This is a genomic window from Vibrio sp. Vb1554, from assembly GCF_033344235.1.
Map to the genome: position 1 here is coordinate 127225 of NZ_JAWPOJ010000009.1, position 22993 is coordinate 150217.

Consider the following 22993-nt stretch of genomic DNA (forward strand, 5'->3'; position numbering starts at 1 on the left):
CTTATTTCTCTTTGAGCAGGCGCAAAGAGTTAGATACAACGATAATTGAGCTTGCAGACATGCCAACTACTGCAATGTAGGGAGCCACTAAACCTGCGACCGCCAAAGGCAAAATTAACAGGTTGTAACCCAAAGACCAAGCCAAGTTTTCTCGAATAATCTTTCTTGTACGCAGTGCAAGCAAACGTGCTTCTAGTAGCTTTTCGAGATTATCCCCAAGTAACGTCATATCAGCAGAAGCTTTAGCGACATCTGTACCACCACCCATTGCGACAGAAAGGTGAGCTCCGGCGAGAGTCGGCGCGTCATTGATTCCATCACCAACCATCATAGTGATACTGTTTTCGTCCAAGCTCTTAAGGTATGCAAGCTTATCTTCTGGCTTTGCTGACGCGACGATGTGATCGATACCAATTTCATTCGCCACTGGTTGGGCGTTTGAGAGAGAATCACCAGTTAGCAGGGTTGTCTTAATTCCAGCGTCAGCAAAACGTTGAATAAAGGCTTTGCTTTCTTTTCGGATAGGGTCGCGGTAGTAAAAGCTAGCGACATGCTTGCCATCAACCGACAGATAGACCGCCTGGCTTTCACCACTTTCTTTGCCTTGAACAAAAGCAGCACTACCTATCTTAACGATTTTGCCATTCCACATACCCTCAATCCCTGAACCAATCACGTTTTGCACGTCAGACACGATAAAGTCATCATTGGTGTAAGTTGCAAAAGAACGAGCGATAGGGTGGTTTGCATGAGCCTCTAAAGCTGCAGCTAGTGATAGACAATCTTTCTGTGGGAGATCACTAAGTACCTTTGTTTCACAGATCTCAATATCACCTTTCGTTAGAGTGCCTGTTTTATCTACAACTAAGTGGTTGATCTTACATAGTGTCTCAAACACATGGCCTTTACGAAGCAAAATGCCAAAATTACCCATTCTAGAGGTAGCACAAGTGAGAGCGGTCGGAGTGGCCAGAGATAGCGCACATGGGCATGTAGCAACTAACACAGACAGCATGATCCAAAACGCATCATCTGGTTTTGTTTGATGCCAGTAAAACCAAGTACCAGCAGAGATGATAAGAATCACACCAACAAAGTAACGGGCGACAATGTCTGCAATTTCCGCAATTTTAGGTTTGGAGTGTTGAGCTTCATCTTGTAAACGCACGATGTTAGAAATCATTGAATCGGCCTTTGAGCTTACTACCTCAAGTTCAAATGATTCGTCTCCGTTTAGCGTTCCTGCATAAACAATATCGCCTTCTCGTTTCACAACGTGCACTGACTCGCCCGTTAGCATGGATTCATCAATATGAATACGGCCTGAAATAACTTTACCGTCAGCGGGGATATGTTCACCAGGTAGAACGCGAATGCGATCGCCAACTTTTAGCGTCTTCACGGGTATCTGATCACCGTCCAGCGTTGTAGCAATTGCAGGAATCAACTTAAGAAGGTTACCACTCGCTGCAGCAGCTTTGCGACGAGCGCGCATCTCTAAGAATCGACCTACTAACAAAAAGAAGGTAAACATCGAGATAGATTCAAAGAAGACTTCGCCTTGTTCAGTTACTGTTGCAACTAAACTTGCAACATAGGCAAAGATCAACGCGATAGAAACCGGGACATCCATACCAAGGGTTCGGCCTTTGATACTGCGCCATGCGTTTAAGTAAAATGGAAGAGCGGAATAAAGCAAAACAGGAGTAGCAAAAATCAAACTTACCCAACGAAAGTAACTTTTAAACTCTGGCTCTAAATCACCAAAGACTTCGAGATACAGTGCAACGGCGAGCATCATGACCTGCATGGTTGCTAAACCTGCAATACCTAGCCGATATAGATATTGCTTCATCATTCGATGGTAAGAGGCTTCTTGCTTATCTGCTTCAAAAGGTGCAGCTTTGTAACCAAGTTTATGTATAACGGAAAGGAGCTCGCTTAACCGTACCTGAGTTTTATCCCAGGCTAGTAACGCTCGATTGGTGGTTGTATTAACACGGATAGATACCAACCCGGCCGTATTAGAAACTTGCTTTTCGATTAACCACGCACAAGCGGCACATGAAACGCCTTCCAAAGAAAGGGTTACTTCAGAAACATTTTCGCGATTTCGTACGAATTCAGATTGTACATCCGCATTGTCATAATGAATTAAAGCTTGGAGTTGCTCTGGTACTAGATCTGCCTTTTCTGCAGGCGCAGTGCGGTATTGGTAATATGAGACAAGACCACTATCGACAATAGTCTGCGCCACAGTTTCGCAGCCCGGACAACACATGTCGCGAATTTCACCCAATATTTCTACTTTGAAATCCGTGTTGGCTGGTACATCTTCACCGCAGTGATAACAGGATTTACACATATGCTTACTTCATTAACGGTGTTGAAGAGGCAGGAAACTCAACTTTACCTTGGATCATCCATTGCTTGTCGTGTGGTTGTAGTTCAACAAACCATGGCCCTTGAATAGATTCCTCAGCTTTTAGTCGGTAATTACCAGATGCATCCGCTGTTACAAGCTTTGTGAAGTCACGATCAGGAAGAGTACGATGAGTGAAAGTGGCCGTTAGAGCAGGGTAATGAGGTAGCTTCCCTTTAGCGAAAACAATCACAACATTGTTATTTTCAGAGGAAATCTCAGCGTTAAGACCTAGGTCACGAGCGACATTCATTTTACTAATATCGATATTAATGCCTTTGCCTTTTTTATAGTAATCCTCAGCGACTAAAGAAACAGAGTTGTTCGAGAAAACGACCACAGTAATCACAGTCCAAACTACGACAGTAAGAGGAAGGATGATTAGGAACCACGGCCAAAATTGTTTATACCAAGGCTTTACCATAAAAAAGTTCTCAACAGCTAAATGAAAAAATGTAAGGCGTTAAATTTAAAGGAAAGACAGCCCCTATGAAAGGGGCTGTTATTGCTATGTTACGTAATATCTCAGTTACTTACTCTCTGAGTTACTTAAACTCCAGACATATGAGGCAACGAGCTGAACTTTATCTTCACCCAAAATGTCTTTCCACGCAGGCATTACGCCTGAGCGTCCGTTCATTACGGTTTCTGTTACAGCTGCACGAGAGTCACCAAATAACCAGTCTTGGTCTGTAAGGTCAGGCGCACCGACTGCAGGGTTACCCTTACCATCGGTACCATGACAAGCAGCACACACTACGAAGCGTGCTTTACCTGCCGCGGCTTCACGAGCATTTACTTTACGACCAGATAGACTAAGTGTGTAACTTACAACTTCTTGAACACCTTGCTCACCAAGGGCATCTTTCCATGCTGGCATTTGACCAATACGGCCGTGCATGATGGTTGTAACGATCGCTGCTGGCTCGCCACCATATAGCCATGCATCATCAGTCAGGTTAGGGAAGCCTTTCTGACCACGTGCATCAGAGCCATGGCATTGAGAACAGTTTTGCAAAAACAAACGCTGACCAACTTTTAATGCTTCAGGATCTTGCGCAATTTCAGGAATTGGGCGTAGACCACTGTCATTGTGCGCAAGTTTACGGAATGCTTCGCCGAAGTAAGCGTCGGCATCATCCAGTTCTTTTGCATATTGGTTTAGTTGCTTGTTCTCTTGTGCTGCAGCGATGGCTTCTTTTGACTCTTCTAGTGAGCGAACGGTTTGAGCCGAACTCTGCCAGTTTAAAAAGCCCTTGAAGCTACCTAGACCTGGGAATAGGGCAAGGTAAACTGCTGCGAACACAAATGTGCTTACAAACAGGTAAGTCCACCACTTTGGTAGAGGGTTGTTTAGCTCGCGAATACCATCGTACTCGTGGCCCATGTCTTCCCCTTCCTCGACGCCCATTTTATCTTTAGCGCACCAAGTCAGGAGAATCGCACAGCCTACTAGCGTACCGACAGTAATCACGATAATCCAGAGACTCCAGAATGTAGTCATTACTTCTTCACTCCTTGGTTATTAGGGGTCTTTTGTTCTTCGTCAGCAAACACCAAGTTGGCATCTTCTTCAAAGCGTGCTTTACGCTTTTTACTAAATGCCCACCATACGATGCCAATAAAACTAGCGAAGAGTACAACGGTATAAATACTATGAATTGTACCGAAATCCATATGATCCCCTTACTTCATTGCATGACCAAGAGACTGAAGGTAAGCGATGATTGCATCCATCTCTGTTTTACCTTCTACTTCTTTAGCCGAATTCGCGATCTCTTCATCAGTGTATGGAACGCCGAACTGATCACGAAATAGCTCAAGTTTCTTCTGAGTTAGCTTACCGTCTAAAACGTTTTCAGCTAGCCACGGGAAACCTGGCATGTTTGACTCAGGTACAAGCTCACGAGGATCTAACAGGTGAACACGGTGCCATTCGTCAGAATAACGACCACCAACACGAGCTAAATCCGGGCCTGTACGCTTAGAGCCCCAAAGGAATGGGTGTTCCCAAACACTCTCACCAGCAACAGAGTAGTGACCGTAACGTTCAGTCTCTGAGCGGAAAGGACGAACCATCTGGCTGTGACAGACGTTACAACCTTCACGGATGTAGATATCACGGCCTTCCATCTCCAAAGGAGTGTAAGCGCGCAGATTTTCTACAGGTTCAGTCGTTTGCTTTTGGAAAATCAGAGGAGTGATCTCTACAAGAGCGCCCCAACTGATAGCAAACACGATAAAAATAGCCAACAAACCGACATTACGTTCTAAGATTTCATGGCGATTATTAGAATTATTACTCATTCTTAAATCTCCTTATGCCGGATGTGGGATAGCTTTTAGGCTTTCTTTAGGTGCACTTACCGTTTTGTACGTGTTGTATGCCATTAGGAACATACCAGATAGGAAGATAAATCCGCCTAGGAAACGTACAAAGTAGAACGGATAAGACGCTTCTACAGATTCAACAAAACTGTAAGTTAGCGTACCGTCAGAGTTAACCGCGCGCCACATAAGACCTTGCATTACACCAGAGATCCACATCGCAACGATGTAAAGAACGGTACCGATTGTTGCTAGCCAGAAATGCACATTAACTAGACCAACAGAGTACATACGCTCTTGGCCAAATAGGCGAGGTACCAAGTGATATACAGAGCCGATAGAAACCATCGCAACCCAACCTAACGCACCAGAGTGAACGTGACCAATGGTCCAGTCTGTGTAGTGAGAAAGTGCGTTAACCGTCTTAATCGACATCATCGGGCCTTCAAAGGTAGACATACCGTAGAACGACAGTGAAACGATTAGGAAACGTAGGATAGGGTCATAACGAAGCTTATGCCATGCACCAGATAACGTCATAATACCGTTGATCATACCACCCCAAGAAGGAGCAAATAGAACCAGCGACATAACCATACCTAGAGACTGAGTCCAGTCTGGTAGCGCTGTATAATGAAGGTGGTGAGGGCCTGCCCAAATATATAGAGAAATAAGTGCCCAGAAGTGAACGATAGATAGACGGTAAGAATAAACAGGACGTTCAGCTTGTTTAGGAACGAAGTAGTACATCATACCTAGGAAACCAGCGGTCAGTAGGAAACCTACCGCATTGTGTCCATACCACCACTGAACCATCGCATCCACTGCGCCCGAGTAAATCGAGTAAGATTTACCAAGTGACACAGGAATAGCCATGCTGTTCACGATGTGAAGTACTGCTACTGTGATAATAAAGGCACCGAAGAACCAGTTTGCCACATAAATATGTGACGTGTTTCGCTTCACTAGTGTGCCGAAGAACACCACCGCATATGATACCCATACTAGCGCAATTGCGATATCAATAGGCCATTCTAGCTCAGCATACTCTTTACCCGATGTTAAACCGAGAGGCAAAGTAATGGCTGCTGCCAGGATGATTGCTTGCCAACCCCAAAAGGTGAAGGCAACGAGTGGGCCACCAAAAAGACGTGTTTGACATGTGCGCTGTACAACATAATAAGACGTTGCGAACAGAGCACTGGTACCAAACGCAAAAATTACCGCATTAGTATGCAGTGGACGTAAGCGACTGTACGTCAACCACGGCGTATCAAAGTTTAGCTGTGGCCAAACTAATTGAGCGGCAATCAAAACACCAACAGCCATACCAACTATGCCCCATAAAATGGTCACAAGGGTAAATTGGCGAACGACTGTATAGTTGTAGTTTTGTTCAAGCTGCTTTACTTGGCTCATTTGCATGCTTCCAATTTCTAATTAACTACACTTTTACTTCCAACACGACTTGCGTCGTAACACCACCCAAGTAAACTCTAGAATTCAAGTGTTATCATCACCTTATTTCCATTGCTGACTTTAATAAAAAGTGGCATTTTCAGCGTGACACTATACTTGAATTAACAATTCAATGACAGGGTAGTAACCTTACTGGACCTCTGGAAATCATTTTTTATTTAAAAAGTTTGAAGTTTGTAACAAGGATATTAGTAATTATGCCTGCACAAAAGTTAACAAAGGCGCGACTTGCACAAATCTTAATCATGCTCAGTGTTTTAATAGGCGCATTTTTCTGGCGTACCTTTACACACGAGAGTGTCAATAGCGTTGACTGTTCACAAAAAGAACGATGCGATGTAACAATTGAAGGAGAAATAATCACGATTAATCGTGACTCAATGGGAATTTCGCTCGAAACGACAGAAAGTAGCACTCTAAAAATTGATCTAAATCAATCTGGTAATTTTATCAATCTCAACGAAAAGCATAAGTCAGTAGAATGGGACATCATGCCTGAATCGAAAAAAATCACCTTTAAAAAAGGTGAAAACATTGTTGTAGTTCAATTATAAATACGATCTATCACGAGATAATCGTAACTTATTAATGAAATTAACACCTTCTTACCTAGAGAAAATTGGTTGGAATGGTATAACAGCAGAGTGATATCCAATTATAAAATCGTATGCATTGCCAATCAGTTTTTACTCATATTAAAGATGAAGACTCAGCGATAAAAACGCTCAGGTCAGAATTGACACAACAGAACTTGTCTTACGTGATGTGTTACTACACGGAAGAATACAATTTCGAGTTGATTCGAGAAGCGTTTCTTGCGCATTTTCCTAGTGTGCCTTTTCATGGCGCCAGTTCATGTCAAGCCGTAATGACAGATCAGGGCTTTCATACAGGACCAGTAATTGCGGCACTTGCTGTTTATGATACAGGTCCTCATGCTTATGGTACTGGTATTTCTAATCACAACTCAGGTGACAGCGTCACCAAGGCTTTGGATATGGCCCTTGAGAACGCAAACCGTGTAGGAGAGGTACCAAACTTAATTCTACTTCATGCTACACCAGGGCAAGAGGAATCAATCATTGCGTCTATAGATGAAAGATTTGGAACTCTAATTCCAATTATTGGTGGTTCGGCCGCTGATAATAACATCGCTGGGAAATGGTCTGTGATAACCGCCCAAGGCTCTCAAACTTCAGGTTTAAGCTTAACTCTCTTTTACTCCTCTCAACCTGTTGATATCGCTTTCAGCGCTGGGCATACACCAACTAATATCAAAGGTGTTGCAACCAAGACCAACGATAGATGCTTACTTGAAATTGATAATGAACCTGCGCTCAATGTTTATAGAAGGTGGACAAATCACCAGGATAACCAAGTAGGTAAAGATAATATGCTGTTTACAAACTCGAGTGCTTATCCATTAGGACGGATCGCAGGTCATCTCTATGATCGCCCATATTACAAGTTATCCCATCCGATCCGTGAGACGCCAGATGGTGGAATCGAGTTGTTTACACGAATAGAAGAGGGTGACGAGCTCACATTAATGAAAGGAAGTCGTGAGCATCTCGTTGCGCGCGCTGCAAAAGTCGTCAATGCCGCTTTTAACCAAAAATTAGAAGAGTCTCGAAAAATTGGAGTGATAAATATCTTTTGCGCAGGTCCCATGTTGCACTTAATGCAAGACATGAATAGCGTTTGTGAACAAATTAACCAAGAACTAGAACATTTGCCTTTTATTTGCCCTTTTACTTTCGGCGAGCAAGGTAGATTTATTGGTGGTGAGAATGGACATGGAAACCTGATGATTTCATCGGCTATATTCCATAAACCTTATGAAAGATAAATACTTAGACATATATCAACAGGAAGCGCTTCAAGAAGCGTTAGTTGAGCTAAAGCAGGCTAGACAAAGAGAACGACTACTCGCTGATGAAAACAAGGCCATTCTTTCCGCGATATCTGCGATGAGTGAGGCAAAGAATCGGCATGAGATATTTACGGGATTAAACAATGTCCTCAAAAAGTACATCAACTTCGATGATTTTATTGTACTGACTCGTGATGGTGAACGATATCCCTTCAAGACATTGATATCAACTAATAGCGTATTTGATAATGTATCCTGGTTACACGGTAACACCTATCAAAGAGCTCTCAATGGTGAATGCATTCTACTGTTCGAGCCAGATAAACTCGCTGAGTTTGTTAACTTAAACAGCTTTATAAAAAGCCATGTAAACTCGGTCGTTTTAACTGGTATACGTTCAGAAGTAACGCAAACCGTAATCCTACTTATTGGAGCTCAGAAAGGGCACTTTAGCATAGAGAATAAGGAAACCTTGAGGCGGTTTCGTCCCTTAATTGAAAGGGCGGTCATTGATATCGAAACCAAAGAGAAGTTACAACGTATCGTTGAAGTAAGAACAACTCAGCTCGCTAAAGCAAGAGAAGAAGCAGAGCTTGCGAACCGGTCTAAGTCGGAGTTCTTAGCGATGATGAGTCATGAAATAAGAACCCCTTTAAATTCCGTTCTTGGAATGCTAGATATACTGAAGCAATCAACCTTGTCAGAAGAACAAATTGATGCTTTGAGCCAAATGGAGTGCTCTGCAGAGTTACTTCTCGCGATAATCAGTGACATTCTTGATCTTTCTAAAATCGAGTCAGGTCGCTTTCAGCTCAATGAACAATGGATTAACTTAAGAGACACTGTCACTTTTGTTATTTCTCAGCAAAAACAAATCGCTAAGAAGAAAAATCTTAAATTCAAGCTCAACTGTACTGTCACTAATGACAAACAATTTTGGATTGACTCCACGCGGTTATCTCAAATTCTGTTTAATCTAATAGGGAATGCAATAAAGTTTACAGACGAAGGTGAAGTAAAAGTTTCTGTATCTGAGCAAGATGCTGAACTTGTGATCTCAATATCTGACACTGGAATTGGTATATCTAAAGCAAAGCAAGAGCACTTGTTTACGGCATTTCATCAAGGAGACCGTTCCATCACGAGACGCTTCGGTGGTACAGGACTGGGGCTCGCAATAACCAAGCATTTAGTTGAAATGATGCGTGGCAAGATTGCCGTTAAAAGTGATGAGCATGTTGGTTCAACCTTTACGATTTCGATTCCAGTTTTGACTCGTTGTAATCAAAATCGTCCAGTTAGAATCGAAACCAATCAACCGACAAAAGCAATGGAACTTCTCGTCGTAGAAGATACCGAGTCGAATCAGTTCGTAATAAAGCTTATCTTAAATAAGCTTGGCCATAATGTTCATATCGCAAGCCATGGAGCAGAGGCATTAACATTTTTAGAAGAGAATGAGGATTTAATCGATTTGATTCTCATGGATGTCTCGATGCCAGTGATGGATGGAATTACCGCAACAAGACTTATTCGAGATAAAGGTCTCAGGACCCCAATTATAGCGTTAACTGCACATGCGCTAGAAAGCGATAGAGATAAATGCCTGGATGCCGGTATGGACGGATTCATTTCCAAGCCAGTTAGAAGACAAGATATCTTTGAAGCTATACAGTCATTTCAATAAGTAAAAAGGCGTTAATATAGATCTTAACAATCGATAGATTATTAAGATCTATATTAAGTATTTTATGGTAAATAACCATTATGTTTAATGCTCACAGTAAGGCCCTTAAATTTAAAATCTGCAGGGGAATAGGAGCATACTCAGACAACATTTGGCGTACGGCGATATACAATTTAACATAACACATATAATGCGCACCAAGGGGGGGTGGAATCTCAAAGCAATAATGTCCGGTTTTAGCTACTTTAAAATGTCCTCCTAAGATTAACAACATTGTTTGCTTTTGAGGCTTTAACCGAGGTTCCCGTAGACTTGCAATCGCTAGTTTGGTTTGTGGTTATGCTTACGAAGCAAATCAAATCTCTTATTGAAAATTGATGCGCGCTTAGTCCTCGACTTACTTTACTGGTGTGTTCTTCCTTAAACACCTGAGAATCAATATATCTATGATGGTGACGGCCAACTCACTGAGTTCGCCATTCAATGTCATCACTACTTTAACGAACTCAAACGCGCTGCTGAGCAAAAATCAGCTAAACGCTCTAATCGCTCCGCAACGAAATCTGCCAAAAATCACGAGCTCAGTTCACTCGCTCTTAATCAAGGCGTTCTGAAACATTTATAAGCCTGTGGTTATATGGAGGCGAATGTACTTTTCGGGGTATTTGTAACGATAGCGTTTTCCTTTCTTCAAGTTGGACTTAACGTACCTACACACTTTTTGGTCACCACTGCCTGTTACTCTTTTTATTACTGCGTTTTTACTTTTGTGCTCCATTTCTATCATGACGTCACAATACCCTTGGTAGCCATCAAACTTATTGTCTACTTTCTTTTGAAGCTTAGTCTTAATCTTTTTAGCCAACAGGTTCGTTTCTGAATCGTCAGCAAAAACTGAAGTACTTGCAAAGATCAGTATCATTAAAGTTACAACGTATCTCATCGTTTTGGTCCGTTTATGTTGTTGGATTGTTCGATGATAAGTAATTTTTCTGTAGATACGAAAATGGGACGCCACATTGCGTCCCATTTAACATGATGAAGTAACTGATATGTAATTAAGCGCGCTTCTTGCCTTTGTTTGCTTTGAAGCCCTGATGAGGAAAAACGTTACGAATCCTCTGTTGAACTTTTTTGGGAATGCCTTTGGAAAAGCTTAAGCGCATTCCTGTTCGTTGGCTATACACCTTCATTTCACCAGTAAACGGGTTATGCTCACTAATATCCTGTAAGTTGTGTTTGAAAGAAGGAGGTAGATGCCCTTTTACGTTACTAATATGGCCATTATCGAACTTTACTTTTAACACCGGCCTATCGACTGCGATCAACCAAAAGATCACGATGGCTGCAATTAAGATTACATATAACATTTGGCACTCCCTATCCTAGCTAGATAGCAATTTACTCAAATCCTCTTTAATTGAGGTAACTTTTTGACTCGCTTTTTCACTTCTCGACGCTTCGGAAAGCAAATATTCAATTGCGTCAGATAACGTACAACCAAGTTCATTCGCTCTACTAGAAAGCTTTTCCCAAACTCGGTAATCTAAATCAATGGATTTCTTCTTTGTATGGACTTGCTCTGCATTGAAGTGACGTTTCCGTTTCGCTCGGATAGCCTGCTTGAGTTTATTATCTAACTCTTCTGACATGTGGTTTTCTATCCAAGCCAAGACAAGTGTAGGCTCGTGTTCAAGGCGTTTTAGTTCTGCGACCGCTGCATCTGCTTCGCTTGTATCAATATGTCGGGTAATCGCTTCACCATCTTTCCATTTTTTGATGAGATACTTCCATTTCCACCCACATTCTAGATTCTCAAGCTGTTGATATTTCATTTGTTCCGACCCATAAACATAACCTAGTGACAGCGTAACCCAGATGGTTTACTTGGGCAAATAAAACTCTTAGAAGTATCGATGTTGATCACTCATTTGTCTAAGTATTGTTCATTGAGAGTTGAATGCCGAGAGCAAACCAAATTGGTGCTAGGGTGTTATAGTCCGTTTCGTTATAATGTCGGCAAGATTGAATTACGATGAATTTTAATGAACCAACTTAATTGGCAAGACGTAACACCTTCACTTGAGCAGTACGAAGCACTTTTAAAGTCTGCACCTTCGTTACCAAAGAAGTCTTTTACTGATCTCCAACCGAGAATGTCGGCAACGATATCTCGTTTTTCAAAAATTTCCGGATTGACGCGAGTACTACTCATTAACTGCGTAGATAATTCTGTATATAGAGAGTTCATCAGTAAAGCTCTTCAGAGCCAGTCTAACGCTGCGATAGTTTTTTCGGAATCACTTGATGCCAAACGTTTATTTGACCGTTACAGTGTTGATGTAAGTGGTGATATTGCCTTCCAACCTGGTTTAATTTCACAGGCAGATAACGGTTACTTAATTGTACCGGCTAATCTAATTTTGGCTAACCCAGGACTTTGGCCAAATATAAAGTCTGCAATTCAACAAAACCTTATCGAGCCACTGAACCTAAGCCCTACTCGTTTACCTACTTCAGTACCGCAAGCTAAAGCTTATGATGTAAAACTGATTGTAACAGGAGAAAGAAGTCAGTTAGCAGAGCTAGAATACATCGATGAAGACTTCTGTTCTGGCTTTGCCATGTATACGGAAGTTGAAGAAGATATTCATCTGTCAGAGCAGAATTTGATAGATTACTTTGGTTTAGTGAACTGGATATGTTCTCAATATCAGCTGCCTCACTTAACTGAATGTGGTTTTAGAAGATTGTTGCTAGCCGGTATGAGATTTACTGAAGATCAACATTATCTGCCTTTAGGAGTAATGTGGCACTCTCAACTTCTAACGCTTGCCAGCCAGTTCAGTGATGGTCACGCATTAGATTACAAGTCGTTAGATAAAGCGATTGACGACAAGTATTACCGAGAATCTTACCTTCCTCAGCGTGCCGTGTACGATATTTTAGATGGACAAGTCATCATTGAGACAACTGGGGAACAAGTTGGTCAAATCAATGGCCTAACCGTTATTGAGATGGCTGGGCACCCTGTCAGCTATGGTGAGCCTGCACGAATATCTTGTGTAATTCATTTTGGTGATGGCGATGTTTCCGATGTTGAGCGCAAAGCTGAGCTTGGAGGCAATCTACATGCAAAAGGCATGATGATTATGCAAGCTTTCTTGAGCTCTGCTCTGAAACTGGATGAACCACTGCCTTACTCTGCCTCCATCGTATTTGAACAGTCTTATAGTGAAGTTGATGGTGACAGCGCATCTCTTGCAGAACTTTGTTGCTTGGTAAGTGCTTTATCTGAATCTCCAATTAATCAACAAGTTGCGGTTACAGGGGCTGTTGATCAGTTTGGTCGAGTGCAAGCCGTTGGTGGCTTGAACGAAAAAATTGAAGGTTTTTATCAGGTTTGTAAACATCAAGGTTTTACAGGAAATCAAGGTGTTGTGATGCCAAAATCAAACCTTAAACACCTTGCATTACATAAAGATGTAATAGAAAGCATTAAAAATGGTGAGTTCCATATTTGGTCCGTTTCTACCGTAGATGAAGCTATTCCGATTGTAATGAATAAACCTTTTAGAGGTGAAGACGATAGCATTATTGGCAAAATAGCGGAACGTATTGAAAACTTTGAAAGACATGAGCATCCAGAAGGAATTGTGCAGCGCATCAAAAACTGGTTTGTCTAGTACTGATCGGAGTTGTTTAGCGTACACGTGTTCACTAAGATGCAGCTATCAAAAATTGGAGTAATTGATAATGCAAAACAAACGTGATTCTTATAACCGTGACGATCTACTTGCTTCTAGCCAAGGCGAACTGTTTGGGCCTGGTTACCCTCAGCTTCCTGCGCCAAACATGCTAATGATGGATCGTGTTACTAAAATGTCTGAGACTGAAGGCGATTTTGGTAAAGGTTTGATCTTGGCGGAATTGGATATTACTCCAGATTTGTGGTTCTTTGACTGCCACTTCCCTGGCGACCCTGTAATGCCGGGTTGTCTTGGCCTTGATGCGATGTGGCAACTTGTTGGTTTCTTCCTTGGCTGGGTTGGTGGCAAAGGAAAAGGTCGTGCTCTGGGTGTTGGCGAAGTGAAGTTTACAGGTCAGATCCTGCCAACAGCGAAAAAAGTGACGTACGAAATCCACATGAAACGCGTTGTAAACCGTAAACTTGTGATGGGTTTGGCCGACGGTCGTGTATGTGTGGACGGCAAAGAAATCTACGTAGCAAAAGATTTGAAAGTTGGCTTGTTCCAAGACACTTCAAGCTTCTAATCACGATTTTAATCGATTTATTAAGGCTCCTATTTAGGAGCCTTTTTGTTGTCGAGTGTTAACCTACTTCCCTATGTCCCTATAATGTAGAAAAGGCTCCGTAGAGCCCTTTCGAATCCTTCTTTTTGTATGTGGAGAGTTTATTTGTAGAGACCAGATTGTCTTTCATCTCTGGCATCACGCCAACCACCTAACCAATACGACCGAGCATCAACTTGTTGATATGGGCAAGCCTCTTGAGACCTTCCATTCAACCCAGCTTTGTAGCCTTGAGATTGAGCTCGTTCTAGGCGATCACGCTTTTGTCTCTTCATAGTTAATTCCTCATACAGGTCCATTTACTAACGTACAGCTGTTATTGTGAAACTTTGATGGAGTTTTTATGACTCCACTTATAAGAATCGATCAAAGTAGGCAATTTCTCAAGGCATAAAAAAAGCAGAGACTCAAATGTGTGAGCCTCTGCTTGATTTAAAAATTACTGACGATTTTTAACTATTTTCTACGGAACCCAAACAATCCAAGCATGGTCAAAGCTAACCAACCAAGGCCTGCACCTTGACGCTCTGTCGTCGTTGAGTCAATGCTTCGAGATACGATGTCGTCCTTAGTTGCGTCAGCAATAGGTACTAGTTTGACTGCTACAATTTGCTCTTCAGAGCTACATGTAGCATTGTTTGCTGTTGTGCTATAACCACCTGCACATTTCATAGCAGTACCAGAGATCACACCTGCATCATTGATATCAGTTGCGTCGATAATACGGAACTGATTGTTTTGTTCAGAGTAATCACCGCCATTAGTCAAACTGTCTAGGAACCAAGCTTTTCCATTGAATAATGTTGCAGCACGTTCACTAGTCTCGCCACCTACGCTATATGGATAGACAAAACCGCGCTTACGACGTGGCTTGCCATCGTCTTCACGAGTCGTTTCCGCATCAAGTTGCCCGACGATTTCATTGTAAGAGTTGATACCGCCCATCTTACCGCCCGCACCGCTAAAGAAAATGCCAGTAGTTGGGTAAAAAGCGCTAATAGAATCCTTACGAACATCATCTACGATAAAGAGACGATTCGGAGCAGAGCCCGTTGGCATTAAGTATCCGCCCGAACGTTTCGCTTCACCAATAGCAACAAAATTAGAGTTAACGTCGGTTAAGCGTGAGTTTGTATGAACCGTATCATCACCTTCGCGCTGTCTAGCTCCTACAACAACTTTATTTTTCCAAGTTGCGTTTTCAACGCTACCTTCGGCTTCTAGAGTTCCGACAAAAACAGTCGCATTCAGGTAGTTATCATCACTGTAAGTGTTGTAACCTACGCCATAGACCGTTGTTCCATCAGTGACAAGGTCACGCATGCTCCCTTGAGCTAACCTTTCTCCATCTTTAGATGTGCCACTAGGCCAAGCCAATTCACTGACGGTTCCGCTTTGATCCCAAATCGCTGCTTTTGATGTGTGGTGAGATCCATTGGTATTGCTTGCTGTTCGAGAAACACTGCCAACAGTAAAAATGCCGTCTGTGCTCCAAGCATGGCTTTGCACAACACTTGCGTCACTATCGCCAGTAAGAATATTTGGCTCTACTGGTGCAACTACGGTATTTCGTGTTTCTAATGTAGAAGTATTTTCTGTGCTAACTTTACTCTGATTACCGACAGCTGCACCACCCTCGGTAAGCTGGTTGATAACATTGTTATATTCATTTTTATAAGCAGTAGAATCTTCTTCTATGAACGCTAACGCATTAGAAGTAAAGTCTTTACTACGTTCTTTATTCCACGGCGTCCAGTTTACTGAAGCCCAAGAGTCACAGGTGGAATAACGAAGCTGGTTGTAACAGTAACGCTCAAAGTCTTTGAGTTCTTGGATGTAATAAAAGCCAGCGTCTAATCCGAATGGGATTTCTTCACGATAGCTGTTCCCATCCACGGCTTGTGTCGCTGAAATCGGTGTAGTGCGAGTTTCCATTGCAAGTTTAAACTGCTCTGGCGTGCAGTTTGCTGCTGCATCAAAGCAGCCTAAAGCGAAAGGTGAACCTGTTGAAGGATCTGTACCTGCATCGCCCTGTTGAATTGCAACCCCGTAAGCCGTTTGGTAGTCACCGTTTGAACCATGATCCTGAGGTGAAACCTCAACAACTTGATACAATGCCGCCTGTGCGTTCATTGTGGTACCAACCATCATTGCAATGGCGGTCAATTTGAATTTATTACTACAATTCATTGAATTCTTAACTATCCTGTTGCATTGCTTCGAGTTCTTCCCATCTCTCGAATGCGATTTCCAACTCCTGCTCTAGTGCAGCAAGCTGTTCCAATACCGGCTGAGTTTGCTCTACAGGTTTAGCAAAGAACTCTGGATCGTTCACTTGCTCCTGAAGGCTCTCGATATCCGACTCTAATTGTTCAAGTTTAGCTGGTAGAGCCTCTAATTCTCTTTGCAGCTTATACGATAACTTCTTCGAATTGTTCTTAGGTTGCGTAGTTTTGGGAGTTTCCTCAACCACTTTCTCTTTCTTCGTTGGTTTTTCAACCTGACTGCGCGAAGCAAGAACTTGGTCACGCTGTTGTTTAGCATCATGATAACCACCAACGAACTCTTCGATTATACCGTTACCCTCAAAAATCCAGCTTGTTGTTACTGTGTTGTCTACGAACTCACGGTCGTGACTCACTAACAATAATGTACCCTGATAATTGGCAAGCATTTCTTCTAAAAGTTCCAACGTTTCGATATCCAAATCGTTAGTTGGTTCATCAAGAATAAGTAAGTTGTTTGGTTTCAACAAGATACGGGCTAGCAATAATCGGTTTTTCTCACCACCAGAAAGTGCCTTAACCGGGGTTCTGGCGCGCTTAGGTGCAAATAAGAAGTCTTGAAGATAACTCAGCGCATGACGCTGACGTCCCCCAACCATTACTTCTTGTTTCCCATCCGCTAAGTTATCGATCACTGTCTTTTCTGGATCCAAAATCTCTCGGTACTGATCAAAGTACGCGACTTCTAATTTTGTTCCGCAGTGTAAACGACCAGACTGCGCTTCCAATTGCCCCAATAGCAATTTAAGTACCGTACTCTTACCGCAGCCATTTGGTCCGATAAGTGCAATACGGTCACCACGCATGATGTTAAAGCTAAAGTCGTCGACAATTGTCTTGCCTTCGTAAGCAAAAGATACATTTTCTGCTTCAAATACAATCTTACCAGAACGAGAAGCATCATCGATGTTTAGGTTAACTTTACCTTGAACTTCACGACGGTCACGACGCTCTTCACGAAGTTTTTTAAGGGCTCGAACACGGCCTTCATTACGAGTACGACGTGCTTTAATGCCTTGACGAATCCACACTTCTTCCTGAGCTAGTTTCTTATCGAACTCAGCATTCTGCATTTCTTCGACGCGAAGCATTTCTTCTTTGTCATTCAAATACTGTTCGTAATTACCAGGGAAAGAAGCTAATTGACCGCGATCTAAGTCGACGATGCGTGTCGCCATCGACTTGATGAATGCACGGTCGTGAGAAATAAAGATGATCGAGCCTTTGAAGTCTTTTAAGAAGTTCTCCAACCATTCGATCGTTGTCACATCGAGATGGTTTGTTGGTTCATCAAGAAGCAATACATCAGGATCACAAACCAGCGCACGAGCTAAAGCAGCTTTACGTTGCCAGCCACCGGATAGATCGGTCAGTTTGGTTTCAGGGCTTAGTTTTAAAGCGCCAAGTACGTTCTTAACACGGTCATCAAAGCGCCAAGCATTAGAATGATCAAGCTGCTCTTGAACTTTCGCCAAACGGTTAATGTTCTTCTCACTTGGGTCTTGAGCAACAAGATCGAGAAGATCGTGATAAATCTTCAATTGTTCGCCGATTTCAGCCAAACCGCCAGATACGTATTCGTAAACCGTACCCTCTTGATTGCGCGGTGGATCTTGTTCAAGCCGAGAAACTACTACGTCTTGAGTTATTTGAATCTTGCCATCATCCAACAAAATGTCGCCGGCAAGCACTTTCATTAACGTGGACTTACCTGCTCCGTTACGACCAACTAAACAAACGCGTTCGTTTTCTTGAAGAGCGAACTCCGCTTTGTCTAGCAATGGGTGGTCACCAAATGCAAGTTGTGCGTTATGAATGGTAAGTAATGCCATTATTATCCAACCAATGTGTGAGTTGTTCTAAGTCAAACGGCCAGTTCAACTCAGAATCTTGATATTTTAATACGGGTATTGTGACGCCGTAACGAGAAAATAGTACATCATCAAACGCAATATCAATGATATCTGTTTGCTCGGCCAAACCGACTTGGTCTACTAGAGCAAATGCCATCTCACAAAGATGGCATCCCTCAGTGCTATACAATATCAGCACGTATTAATCCTTTTGTTTATACTACGCGTGCGTTACTAGCCAACAGTTATGAATCTGTTTATTACGCGCAAAATCTAATGGTAACGTTTGAGAAGAAATATTCTGAACCTTCAAACCCAATTCAGCGAGTGATTCTTCATCCATCTTGAAGTGACGTTTGTTATTTGAAAATACGATTGTGCCTTCACTTCTCAGTAAGCGTTTGAGGTTCTTCATTAGCTTAATGTGGTCACGTTGTACATCGAATGATGTTTCCATACGCTTAGAGTTAGAGAACGTAGGTGGGTCAATAAAGATCAAGTCGTATTCACCTTTTGCGTTTTCTAGCCATTGCAAACAGTCCGCTTGTTCATATTTATGTTGGCGCCCTACACAGCCATTAAGCTGCATATTGTCTTTCGCCCAATTCAAGTAGGTGTTTGACATATCGACAGTTGTAGTGGACCGAGCACCACCAACTGCAGCGTGCACTGTTGCACTGCCAGTGTAAGCAAACAAGTTAAGGAAATCTTTACCCTGTGCCATTTCGCCAAGACGACGACGAGTGATCTTATGATCCAAGAACAGGCCTGTGTCTAGGTAGTCATGAAGGTTCACGATCAGCTTCACACCGTACTCGTTTACTTCGAGCGTCTCTGATACCTGACCTAATTTTTGGTACTGGCTTCGACCTTTCTGCTTCTCACGAACTTTCAGTACAACTTTGTTCGCTTCAACACCGGTCACCTGAATCGTCGCACGGATAATGTCCGTTAGACGACGCTTGGCTTTTTCTTCAGGGATGTTCTTAGGTGCTGCGTACTCTTGAATCACAATTTGATCGCCGTACACGTCGATCGCTACGTTGTATTCTGGAAGGTCTGCATCGTAGATACGATAGCAGTCTAGTTTCTCTTTACGAGCCCACTTGCCAATCTTGCCAATGTTTTTCTTCAAACGGTTTGAGAAGTCTGGTGCGATTTGAACGTTAGTATCTGCACCTTTAACTTCATCAGCGCTGCGCTCGGCAATGCTGTAGTTCTTTTGGTGACACGGTAACGCACCGTTGTTCAATTTAAACTGTTTATCAGCGCGCATACGAAGGCAACTCAAGAGCTCGTCCGAGCTAGAGAAGATAGATGCTTTACATCCGCCAAACTCAGATTTTAGCTGTCCACCGAATGCGGTATAGAGCGCAATCAGCCCCGGCTCAGTTCCTAGACGCTCACCGTAAGGTGGGTTTGAAACGATAACACCGTGTTCAAATCCTGCGGGACGAGTAATAGTTGCAGCATCACCTTGCGCAAACTCAATCAACTCTTCAACACCTACTCTGCGGGCGTTTTCTTGAGCGACTTTTAATACTTTGGGGTCGTTATCGAATCCAAAAAACTTAGCGTCAACTTTCTTGACACCCCGTCTAGCTTGAACATTAGCCTCTGATTTAATCTCAGCCCAGGTCTCCGGTTCAAAGTCTTCCAAAACTTCGAAGCCCCATTGTTTGCGCTTAACGCCAGGTGCCATGTTGGCTGCCATCATTGCCGCTTCAATAAGCAAAGTACCAGAACCACACATTGGATCGAGTAATGGTTGATGCCCATCCCAGCCACAACGCATGATAATCGCAGAAGCAAGCGTTTCACGTAATGGCGCACGACCCGATTCTGGTCGATAACCACGCTGATGAAGACCACTACCTACCATGTCTACCCCAAGCAACGCTTTATCTTTATGCAAACGAACGTGAATACGAATATCTGGGCGTTCTTTGCTGATATTAGGACGTGGCAAGCCTTTGTTCTCAAAGCAATCTACGATGCCATCTTTGACCTTCATAGCCCCGTATTGGCTATTTCTAATCTCACGGTTTGTGCCGTTAAAGTCCACAACAAAGCGTTTAGAGCTATGAAATTGGTTAACCCAGTTAATAGTGGAAGTGGATAGATACAAGTCCATGTCGTTGTTACACGTGAACTCAGATAAAACACGTACAAATCGAGACGCTAAACGGCTCCACAAACAACAGCGATAAACCTGTTCGTTTGTCGCTTTAAATTTTACGCCTGCCTGTACTGGTTTCGCATTTTCAATGCCTAGTTTAGTCAGTTCTTCAACAAGCAAATTTTCCATGCCATTTGAAGTTACCGCGAGATATTGATTCATAGTGTTCTTTCGCTGATAAAAAATGGCTTCAATTATACCTGACTTTACGATCAATGCCTCGTTTTTAAAGGTATTTTCCCACCCGTTAGTTCAAATCATCACCACTCAAATGATCTAAAACTTTCAACATCTTTAGTTTGAATGTTTTTCATTCATGAACGTATTTTGTTTCCTTTAGAAGAAGTGAATACTTATTTACGCTCATTTTGGTATATACCAGTGTGGATTGATTGATGTAAATTACTTACAAATACCCTTTATAGGGGAATAAATAGGGTTGTTTTAGGCGCTAGGTTGCCTAGTTAAAGGGGTAATCAAATTGAAATAAGTAAAATAAAAGTGACCAGCTTCATGTTTGCATGCATAGAAAACAAACAGTTTCATGGTATTTCGGATTGGAGTGTCAGAGGAAAGGACAAAAAAAATCGACCCACTAAGGTCGATTAAGGCAAACAAAGGAACGAAATAAAGAAAAATTAAACAGCTTTAACCCACCATTGCCATAGGGGTCATTGCAAAGAGGTGGTTTGCACAAGCCATGCGATCATGCATTACTTTAATCGGCTGCCCAAATTGAAGCGCCTTATTGCCATCAAGAACAAAGGCTTCTTGGTTAACATAAGCACATAAGCTCGATGTTTCGCCTGGTTCTAGAACGATGAACATACCATCAGAATATTGATTTGTGAGAAAGACCATGTCCCCTTCTTGAGGTTCATAATCAGAGGACTGTGCATCGAAGAACCAGCTCTTAGGCTGTACAGGTTTATGAAAACGCTTTGCAGCAACACAATACAGTGTTAATTCAGCTTGGCGATATTCACTGATATCGAGACAGCGAATGCGCTCATTAAACGTTTGAAATGCGCTGGCGTCATCAACGGTAAATTCACTGTTTGAGAAGGCACAGTTAACCAACAATTTTCGGGATAGATTGGTTTGGAAAATCATTTCCTCCCCCAGATCCAGCATTAAGCAAGCTTTTTGCTCGTCAAAATACCAATTCCATTTGTCGCTGGGTTTAAGCATTATTCCGTTCTCTCTTGACTAGTTAAATCAGTGGTAAAGAGGTAAGACGCTTAATTACCTACTCGTGATTTTTAAATTCTACAAACGAACGGATAAAAAAAAAGAGGAAACAAAGTCCTCTTTTTTATGTAACAGGTACTGATTTTTCAGTAGTTTTTGATGTATATGTTAAAGATTCTTAACAATATCACGTACGAGACCTGGGCCGTGGTAAATAAAGCCAGTATAGACTTGAACAAGTTTAGCGCCTGCCATGATCTTTTCTTTGGCTGCAACATAGGAATCTACACCACCAACACCGATAATTGGAAGTTTGTCTCCAAGCTCTTCATGAAGCTTACGTACGACCTCCGTAGAGCGTGATTGCACAGGGCGACCACTCAAGCCACCTGCCTCATTGGCGTGTTTCATCCCTTCTACGATCGTGCGATCCAAAGTTGTGTTAGTCGCGATCACACCATCTATATTGTTTTTCAATAAAGAATCGCAGATTTGGCAGATTTCATCGTCACTTAAATCTGGCGCAATCTTTAATGCTAACGGGACATACTTGTTGTACTTCTCTGATAACTCCGCTTGTTTCGCTTTTAATTCGGAAAGCAGTTCATCAAGCGCTTCACCATATTGAAGTGAACGAAGACCTGGAGTGTTTGGCGATGAGATGTTTACTGCAATATAGCCAGCATACTCATACACTTTTTCCATACAAATCAGGTAGTCCTCTGCCCCTTTTTCAATTGGCGTATCTTTATTTTTACCGATATTAATTCCGAGAACACAATTGAATTTTGCTCGTTTAACATTCTCGATCAAATTATCAACGCCTAGGTTATTAAAGCCCATGCGGTTGATGATCCCCTCTGCTTCCACTAAACGGAATAAGCGTGGTTTATCATTACCTGGTTGTGGTCGTGGCGTTACAGTGCCGACTTCGACAAAGCCAAAGCCCATGGCATCAAATGCTTCAATACATTCGCCGTTTTTATCTAAACCAGCCGCAAGACCAACAGGGTTACGGAATGTTAGACCCATACACTCAACTGGACGAGTTGGTAACTGTTGGCGGTAAAAGAGATCAAGTGGTGTGCCGTTAAAGCGTTGGAAGTTCTTGATTGCAAGATCATGTGCCTTCTCGGCATCGAGTTGGAAAAAGCCAGTTCTGGCTAGACGGTAAAGCATTGTGCCTCCGAAAGAAAAAAGCCCCGTATAAACGGGACAATATTATTTACCGTTTTTCATCGTAATTCAATGAAAATGAACGTAATAAGTAAAAACCTATATCTTTATAAGATTTTCAAATATAAAACAAACAATTACAATCAAGTTTCTGCGATAAAAATCGTAACTAACCGCTTAAAAGCAATCGATTTCACTCTGTTTTA

21 protein-coding genes are annotated in these 22993 nt (G+C 42.3%); 5 read left to right on the forward strand and 16 right to left on the reverse strand.

Features of this window, described 5'->3' with window-relative positions; genetic code table 11:
- Position 1: 1 nt before the first annotated feature.
- The 6 genes from R8N28_RS10070 to ccoN all read right to left on the reverse strand — a co-directional run bounded on the left by R8N28_RS10070 (position 2) and on the right by ccoN (position 6169).
- Positions 2-2365 (reverse strand): heavy metal translocating P-type ATPase, encoded by a 2364-nt coding sequence (locus R8N28_RS10070; RefSeq protein WP_017821936.1) that lies wholly within the window; start codon positions 2363-2365, stop codon positions 2-4.
- Positions 2366-2369: 4 nt separating this feature from the next.
- Positions 2370-2846, reverse strand: coding sequence for a FixH family protein (locus R8N28_RS10075; protein WP_005377489.1), 477 nt, complete (start codon positions 2844-2846; stop codon positions 2370-2372).
- A gap of 105 nt (positions 2847-2951) precedes the next feature.
- Positions 2952-3926 (reverse strand): cytochrome-c oxidase, cbb3-type subunit III, encoded by a 975-nt coding sequence (gene ccoP, locus R8N28_RS10080; RefSeq protein WP_005377487.1) that lies wholly within the window; start codon positions 3924-3926, stop codon positions 2952-2954.
- A complete protein-coding gene (locus R8N28_RS10085; protein ID WP_005377485.1) occupies positions 3926-4099 on the reverse strand; it encodes a cbb3-type cytochrome oxidase subunit 3 in 174 nt (57 codons plus the stop codon). Before R8N28_RS10085 ends, ccoP begins: the two co-directional genes overlap by 1 nt.
- Before the next feature lie 9 nt (positions 4100-4108).
- On the reverse strand, positions 4109-4729 hold the full coding sequence (gene ccoO, locus R8N28_RS10090) for a cytochrome-c oxidase, cbb3-type subunit II (RefSeq protein WP_005377475.1): 621 nt from the start codon (positions 4727-4729) through the stop codon (positions 4109-4111).
- Positions 4730-4741: 12 nt separating this feature from the next.
- On the reverse strand, positions 4742-6169 hold the full coding sequence (gene ccoN / locus R8N28_RS10095) for a cytochrome-c oxidase, cbb3-type subunit I (protein ID WP_005396488.1): 1428 nt from the start codon (positions 6167-6169) through the stop codon (positions 4742-4744).
- Between the two features lie 257 nt (positions 6170-6426).
- Between ccoN and R8N28_RS10100 the strand changes: the two genes are divergently transcribed.
- The 3 genes from R8N28_RS10100 (at position 6427) to R8N28_RS10110 (ending at position 9789) form a co-directional block, all read left to right on the forward strand.
- The gene (locus tag R8N28_RS10100) at positions 6427-6783 is read left to right on the forward strand and encodes a hypothetical protein (RefSeq protein ID WP_005377473.1); all 357 of its coding nucleotides are present in this window, start codon (positions 6427-6429) and stop codon (positions 6781-6783) included.
- Positions 6784-6896: 113 nt separating this feature from the next.
- Positions 6897-8078 carry an FIST signal transduction protein gene (locus R8N28_RS10105; RefSeq protein WP_053307103.1) on the forward strand — a complete coding sequence of 394 codons (1182 nt, stop codon included), beginning with the start codon at positions 6897-6899 and terminating at the stop codon, positions 8076-8078.
- Entirely contained in the window at positions 8068-9789 is a 1722-nt protein-coding gene (locus R8N28_RS10110) for an ATP-binding protein (protein WP_005377471.1), read from the forward strand. Before R8N28_RS10105 ends, R8N28_RS10110 begins: the two co-directional genes overlap by 11 nt.
- A 619-nt stretch (positions 9790-10408) precedes the next feature.
- Here R8N28_RS10110 and R8N28_RS10115 read toward each other — a convergent pair.
- The 3 genes from R8N28_RS10115 to matP form a co-directional block, all read right to left on the reverse strand.
- Positions 10409-10732 (reverse strand): hypothetical protein, encoded by a 324-nt coding sequence (locus R8N28_RS10115; protein WP_065274540.1) that lies wholly within the window; start codon positions 10730-10732, stop codon positions 10409-10411.
- A 115-nt stretch (positions 10733-10847) separates the two neighbouring features.
- Complete coding sequence (locus R8N28_RS10120; RefSeq protein ID WP_005377468.1) at positions 10848-11159, reverse strand: DUF3634 family protein; 312 nt, start codon at positions 11157-11159, stop codon at positions 10848-10850.
- A 15-nt stretch (positions 11160-11174) separates the two neighbouring features.
- On the reverse strand, positions 11175-11624 hold the full coding sequence (matP, locus tag R8N28_RS10125; protein ID WP_005396497.1) for a macrodomain Ter protein MatP: 450 nt from the start codon (positions 11622-11624) through the stop codon (positions 11175-11177).
- A gap of 210 nt (positions 11625-11834) precedes the next feature.
- Between matP and R8N28_RS10130 the strand changes: the two genes are divergently transcribed.
- Both R8N28_RS10130 and fabA read left to right on the forward strand, forming a co-directional pair.
- Complete coding sequence (locus R8N28_RS10130) at positions 11835-13475, forward strand: AAA family ATPase (RefSeq protein ID WP_065274541.1); 1641 nt, start codon at positions 11835-11837, stop codon at positions 13473-13475.
- 70 nt (positions 13476-13545) lie between these two features.
- On the forward strand, positions 13546-14064 hold the full coding sequence (gene fabA, locus R8N28_RS10135) for a bifunctional 3-hydroxydecanoyl-ACP dehydratase/trans-2-decenoyl-ACP isomerase (protein WP_005390081.1): 519 nt from the start codon (positions 13546-13548) through the stop codon (positions 14062-14064).
- 140 nt (positions 14065-14204) lie between these two features.
- On the opposite strand, the gene rmf is transcribed toward fabA, so the two are convergent.
- The 7 genes from rmf to pyrD all read right to left on the reverse strand — a co-directional run bounded on the left by rmf (position 14205) and on the right by pyrD (position 22790).
- Positions 14205-14378, reverse strand: a complete 174-nt coding sequence (rmf, locus tag R8N28_RS10140) for a ribosome modulation factor (RefSeq protein ID WP_005377453.1) — start codon at positions 14376-14378, stop codon at positions 14205-14207.
- 181 nt (positions 14379-14559) lie between these two features.
- The gene (locus R8N28_RS10145; RefSeq protein WP_065274542.1) at positions 14560-16293 is read right to left on the reverse strand and encodes a DUF3466 family protein; all 1734 of its coding nucleotides are present in this window, start codon (positions 16291-16293) and stop codon (positions 14560-14562) included.
- A 7-nt stretch (positions 16294-16300) separates the two neighbouring features.
- Complete coding sequence (locus tag R8N28_RS10150; RefSeq protein WP_005377449.1) at positions 16301-18220, reverse strand: ABC transporter ATP-binding protein; 1920 nt, start codon at positions 18218-18220, stop codon at positions 16301-16303.
- Positions 18198-18440, reverse strand: a complete 243-nt coding sequence (locus R8N28_RS10155) for a glutaredoxin family protein (protein WP_017821808.1) — start codon at positions 18438-18440, stop codon at positions 18198-18200. Before R8N28_RS10155 ends, R8N28_RS10150 begins: the two co-directional genes overlap by 23 nt.
- A 21-nt stretch (positions 18441-18461) precedes the next feature.
- Positions 18462-20582 (reverse strand): bifunctional 23S rRNA (guanine(2069)-N(7))-methyltransferase RlmK/23S rRNA (guanine(2445)-N(2))-methyltransferase RlmL, encoded by a 2121-nt coding sequence (rlmKL, locus tag R8N28_RS10160; protein WP_262635365.1) that lies wholly within the window; start codon positions 20580-20582, stop codon positions 18462-18464.
- Positions 20583-21068: 486 nt separating this feature from the next.
- A complete protein-coding gene (locus R8N28_RS10165; RefSeq protein ID WP_005377444.1) occupies positions 21069-21611 on the reverse strand; it encodes a cell division protein ZapC in 543 nt (180 codons plus the stop codon).
- Positions 21612-21779: 168 nt separating this feature from the next.
- Positions 21780-22790, reverse strand: a complete 1011-nt coding sequence (pyrD, locus tag R8N28_RS10170) for a quinone-dependent dihydroorotate dehydrogenase (protein ID WP_017634281.1) — start codon at positions 22788-22790, stop codon at positions 21780-21782.
- Positions 22791-22993 lie beyond the last annotated feature (203 nt).

What these genes read in the sequence shown, in the direction of transcription:
- matP (WP_005396497.1), bottom strand. Translation starts at nt 11,624, where the DNA reads ATGAAATATCAACAGCTTGAGAATCTAGAATGTGGGTGGAAATGGAAG.
- R8N28_RS10110 (WP_005377471.1), top strand. Translation starts at nt 8,068, where the DNA reads ATGAAAGATAAATACTTAGACATATATCAACAGGAAGCGCTTCAAGAA.
- rmf (WP_005377453.1), bottom strand. Translation starts at nt 14,378, where the DNA reads ATGAAGAGACAAAAGCGTGATCGCCTAGAACGAGCTCAATCTCAAGGC.
- pyrD (WP_017634281.1), bottom strand. Translation starts at nt 22,790, where the DNA reads ATGCTTTACCGTCTAGCCAGAACTGGCTTTTTCCAACTCGATGCCGAG.
- R8N28_RS10100 (WP_005377473.1), top strand. Translation starts at nt 6,427, where the DNA reads ATGCCTGCACAAAAGTTAACAAAGGCGCGACTTGCACAAATCTTAATC.
- R8N28_RS10145 (WP_065274542.1), bottom strand. Translation starts at nt 16,293, where the DNA reads ATGAATTGTAGTAATAAATTCAAATTGACCGCCATTGCAATGATGGTT.
- ccoP (WP_005377487.1), bottom strand. Translation starts at nt 3,926, where the DNA reads ATGACTACATTCTGGAGTCTCTGGATTATCGTGATTACTGTCGGTACG.
- R8N28_RS10130 (WP_065274541.1), top strand. Translation starts at nt 11,835, where the DNA reads ATGAACCAACTTAATTGGCAAGACGTAACACCTTCACTTGAGCAGTAC.
- R8N28_RS10165 (WP_005377444.1), bottom strand. Translation starts at nt 21,611, where the DNA reads ATGCTTAAACCCAGCGACAAATGGAATTGGTATTTTGACGAGCAAAAA.
- R8N28_RS10150 (WP_005377449.1), bottom strand. Translation starts at nt 18,220, where the DNA reads ATGGCATTACTTACCATTCATAACGCACAACTTGCATTTGGTGACCAC.
- R8N28_RS10115 (WP_065274540.1), bottom strand. Translation starts at nt 10,732, where the DNA reads ATGAGATACGTTGTAACTTTAATGATACTGATCTTTGCAAGTACTTCA.
- ccoO (WP_005377475.1), bottom strand. Translation starts at nt 4,729, where the DNA reads ATGAGTAATAATTCTAATAATCGCCATGAAATCTTAGAACGTAATGTC.
- R8N28_RS10105 (WP_053307103.1), top strand. Translation starts at nt 6,897, where the DNA reads ATGCATTGCCAATCAGTTTTTACTCATATTAAAGATGAAGACTCAGCG.
- ccoN (WP_005396488.1), bottom strand. Translation starts at nt 6,169, where the DNA reads ATGAGCCAAGTAAAGCAGCTTGAACAAAACTACAACTATACAGTCGTT.
- R8N28_RS10070 (WP_017821936.1), bottom strand. Translation starts at nt 2,365, where the DNA reads ATGTGTAAATCCTGTTATCACTGCGGTGAAGATGTACCAGCCAACACG.
- R8N28_RS10085 (WP_005377485.1), bottom strand. Translation starts at nt 4,099, where the DNA reads ATGGATTTCGGTACAATTCATAGTATTTATACCGTTGTACTCTTCGCT.
- R8N28_RS10120 (WP_005377468.1), bottom strand. Translation starts at nt 11,159, where the DNA reads ATGTTATATGTAATCTTAATTGCAGCCATCGTGATCTTTTGGTTGATC.
- R8N28_RS10075 (WP_005377489.1), bottom strand. Translation starts at nt 2,846, where the DNA reads ATGGTAAAGCCTTGGTATAAACAATTTTGGCCGTGGTTCCTAATCATC.
- fabA (WP_005390081.1), top strand. Translation starts at nt 13,546, where the DNA reads ATGCAAAACAAACGTGATTCTTATAACCGTGACGATCTACTTGCTTCT.
- rlmKL (WP_262635365.1), bottom strand. Translation starts at nt 20,582, where the DNA reads ATGAATCAATATCTCGCGGTAACTTCAAATGGCATGGAAAATTTGCTT.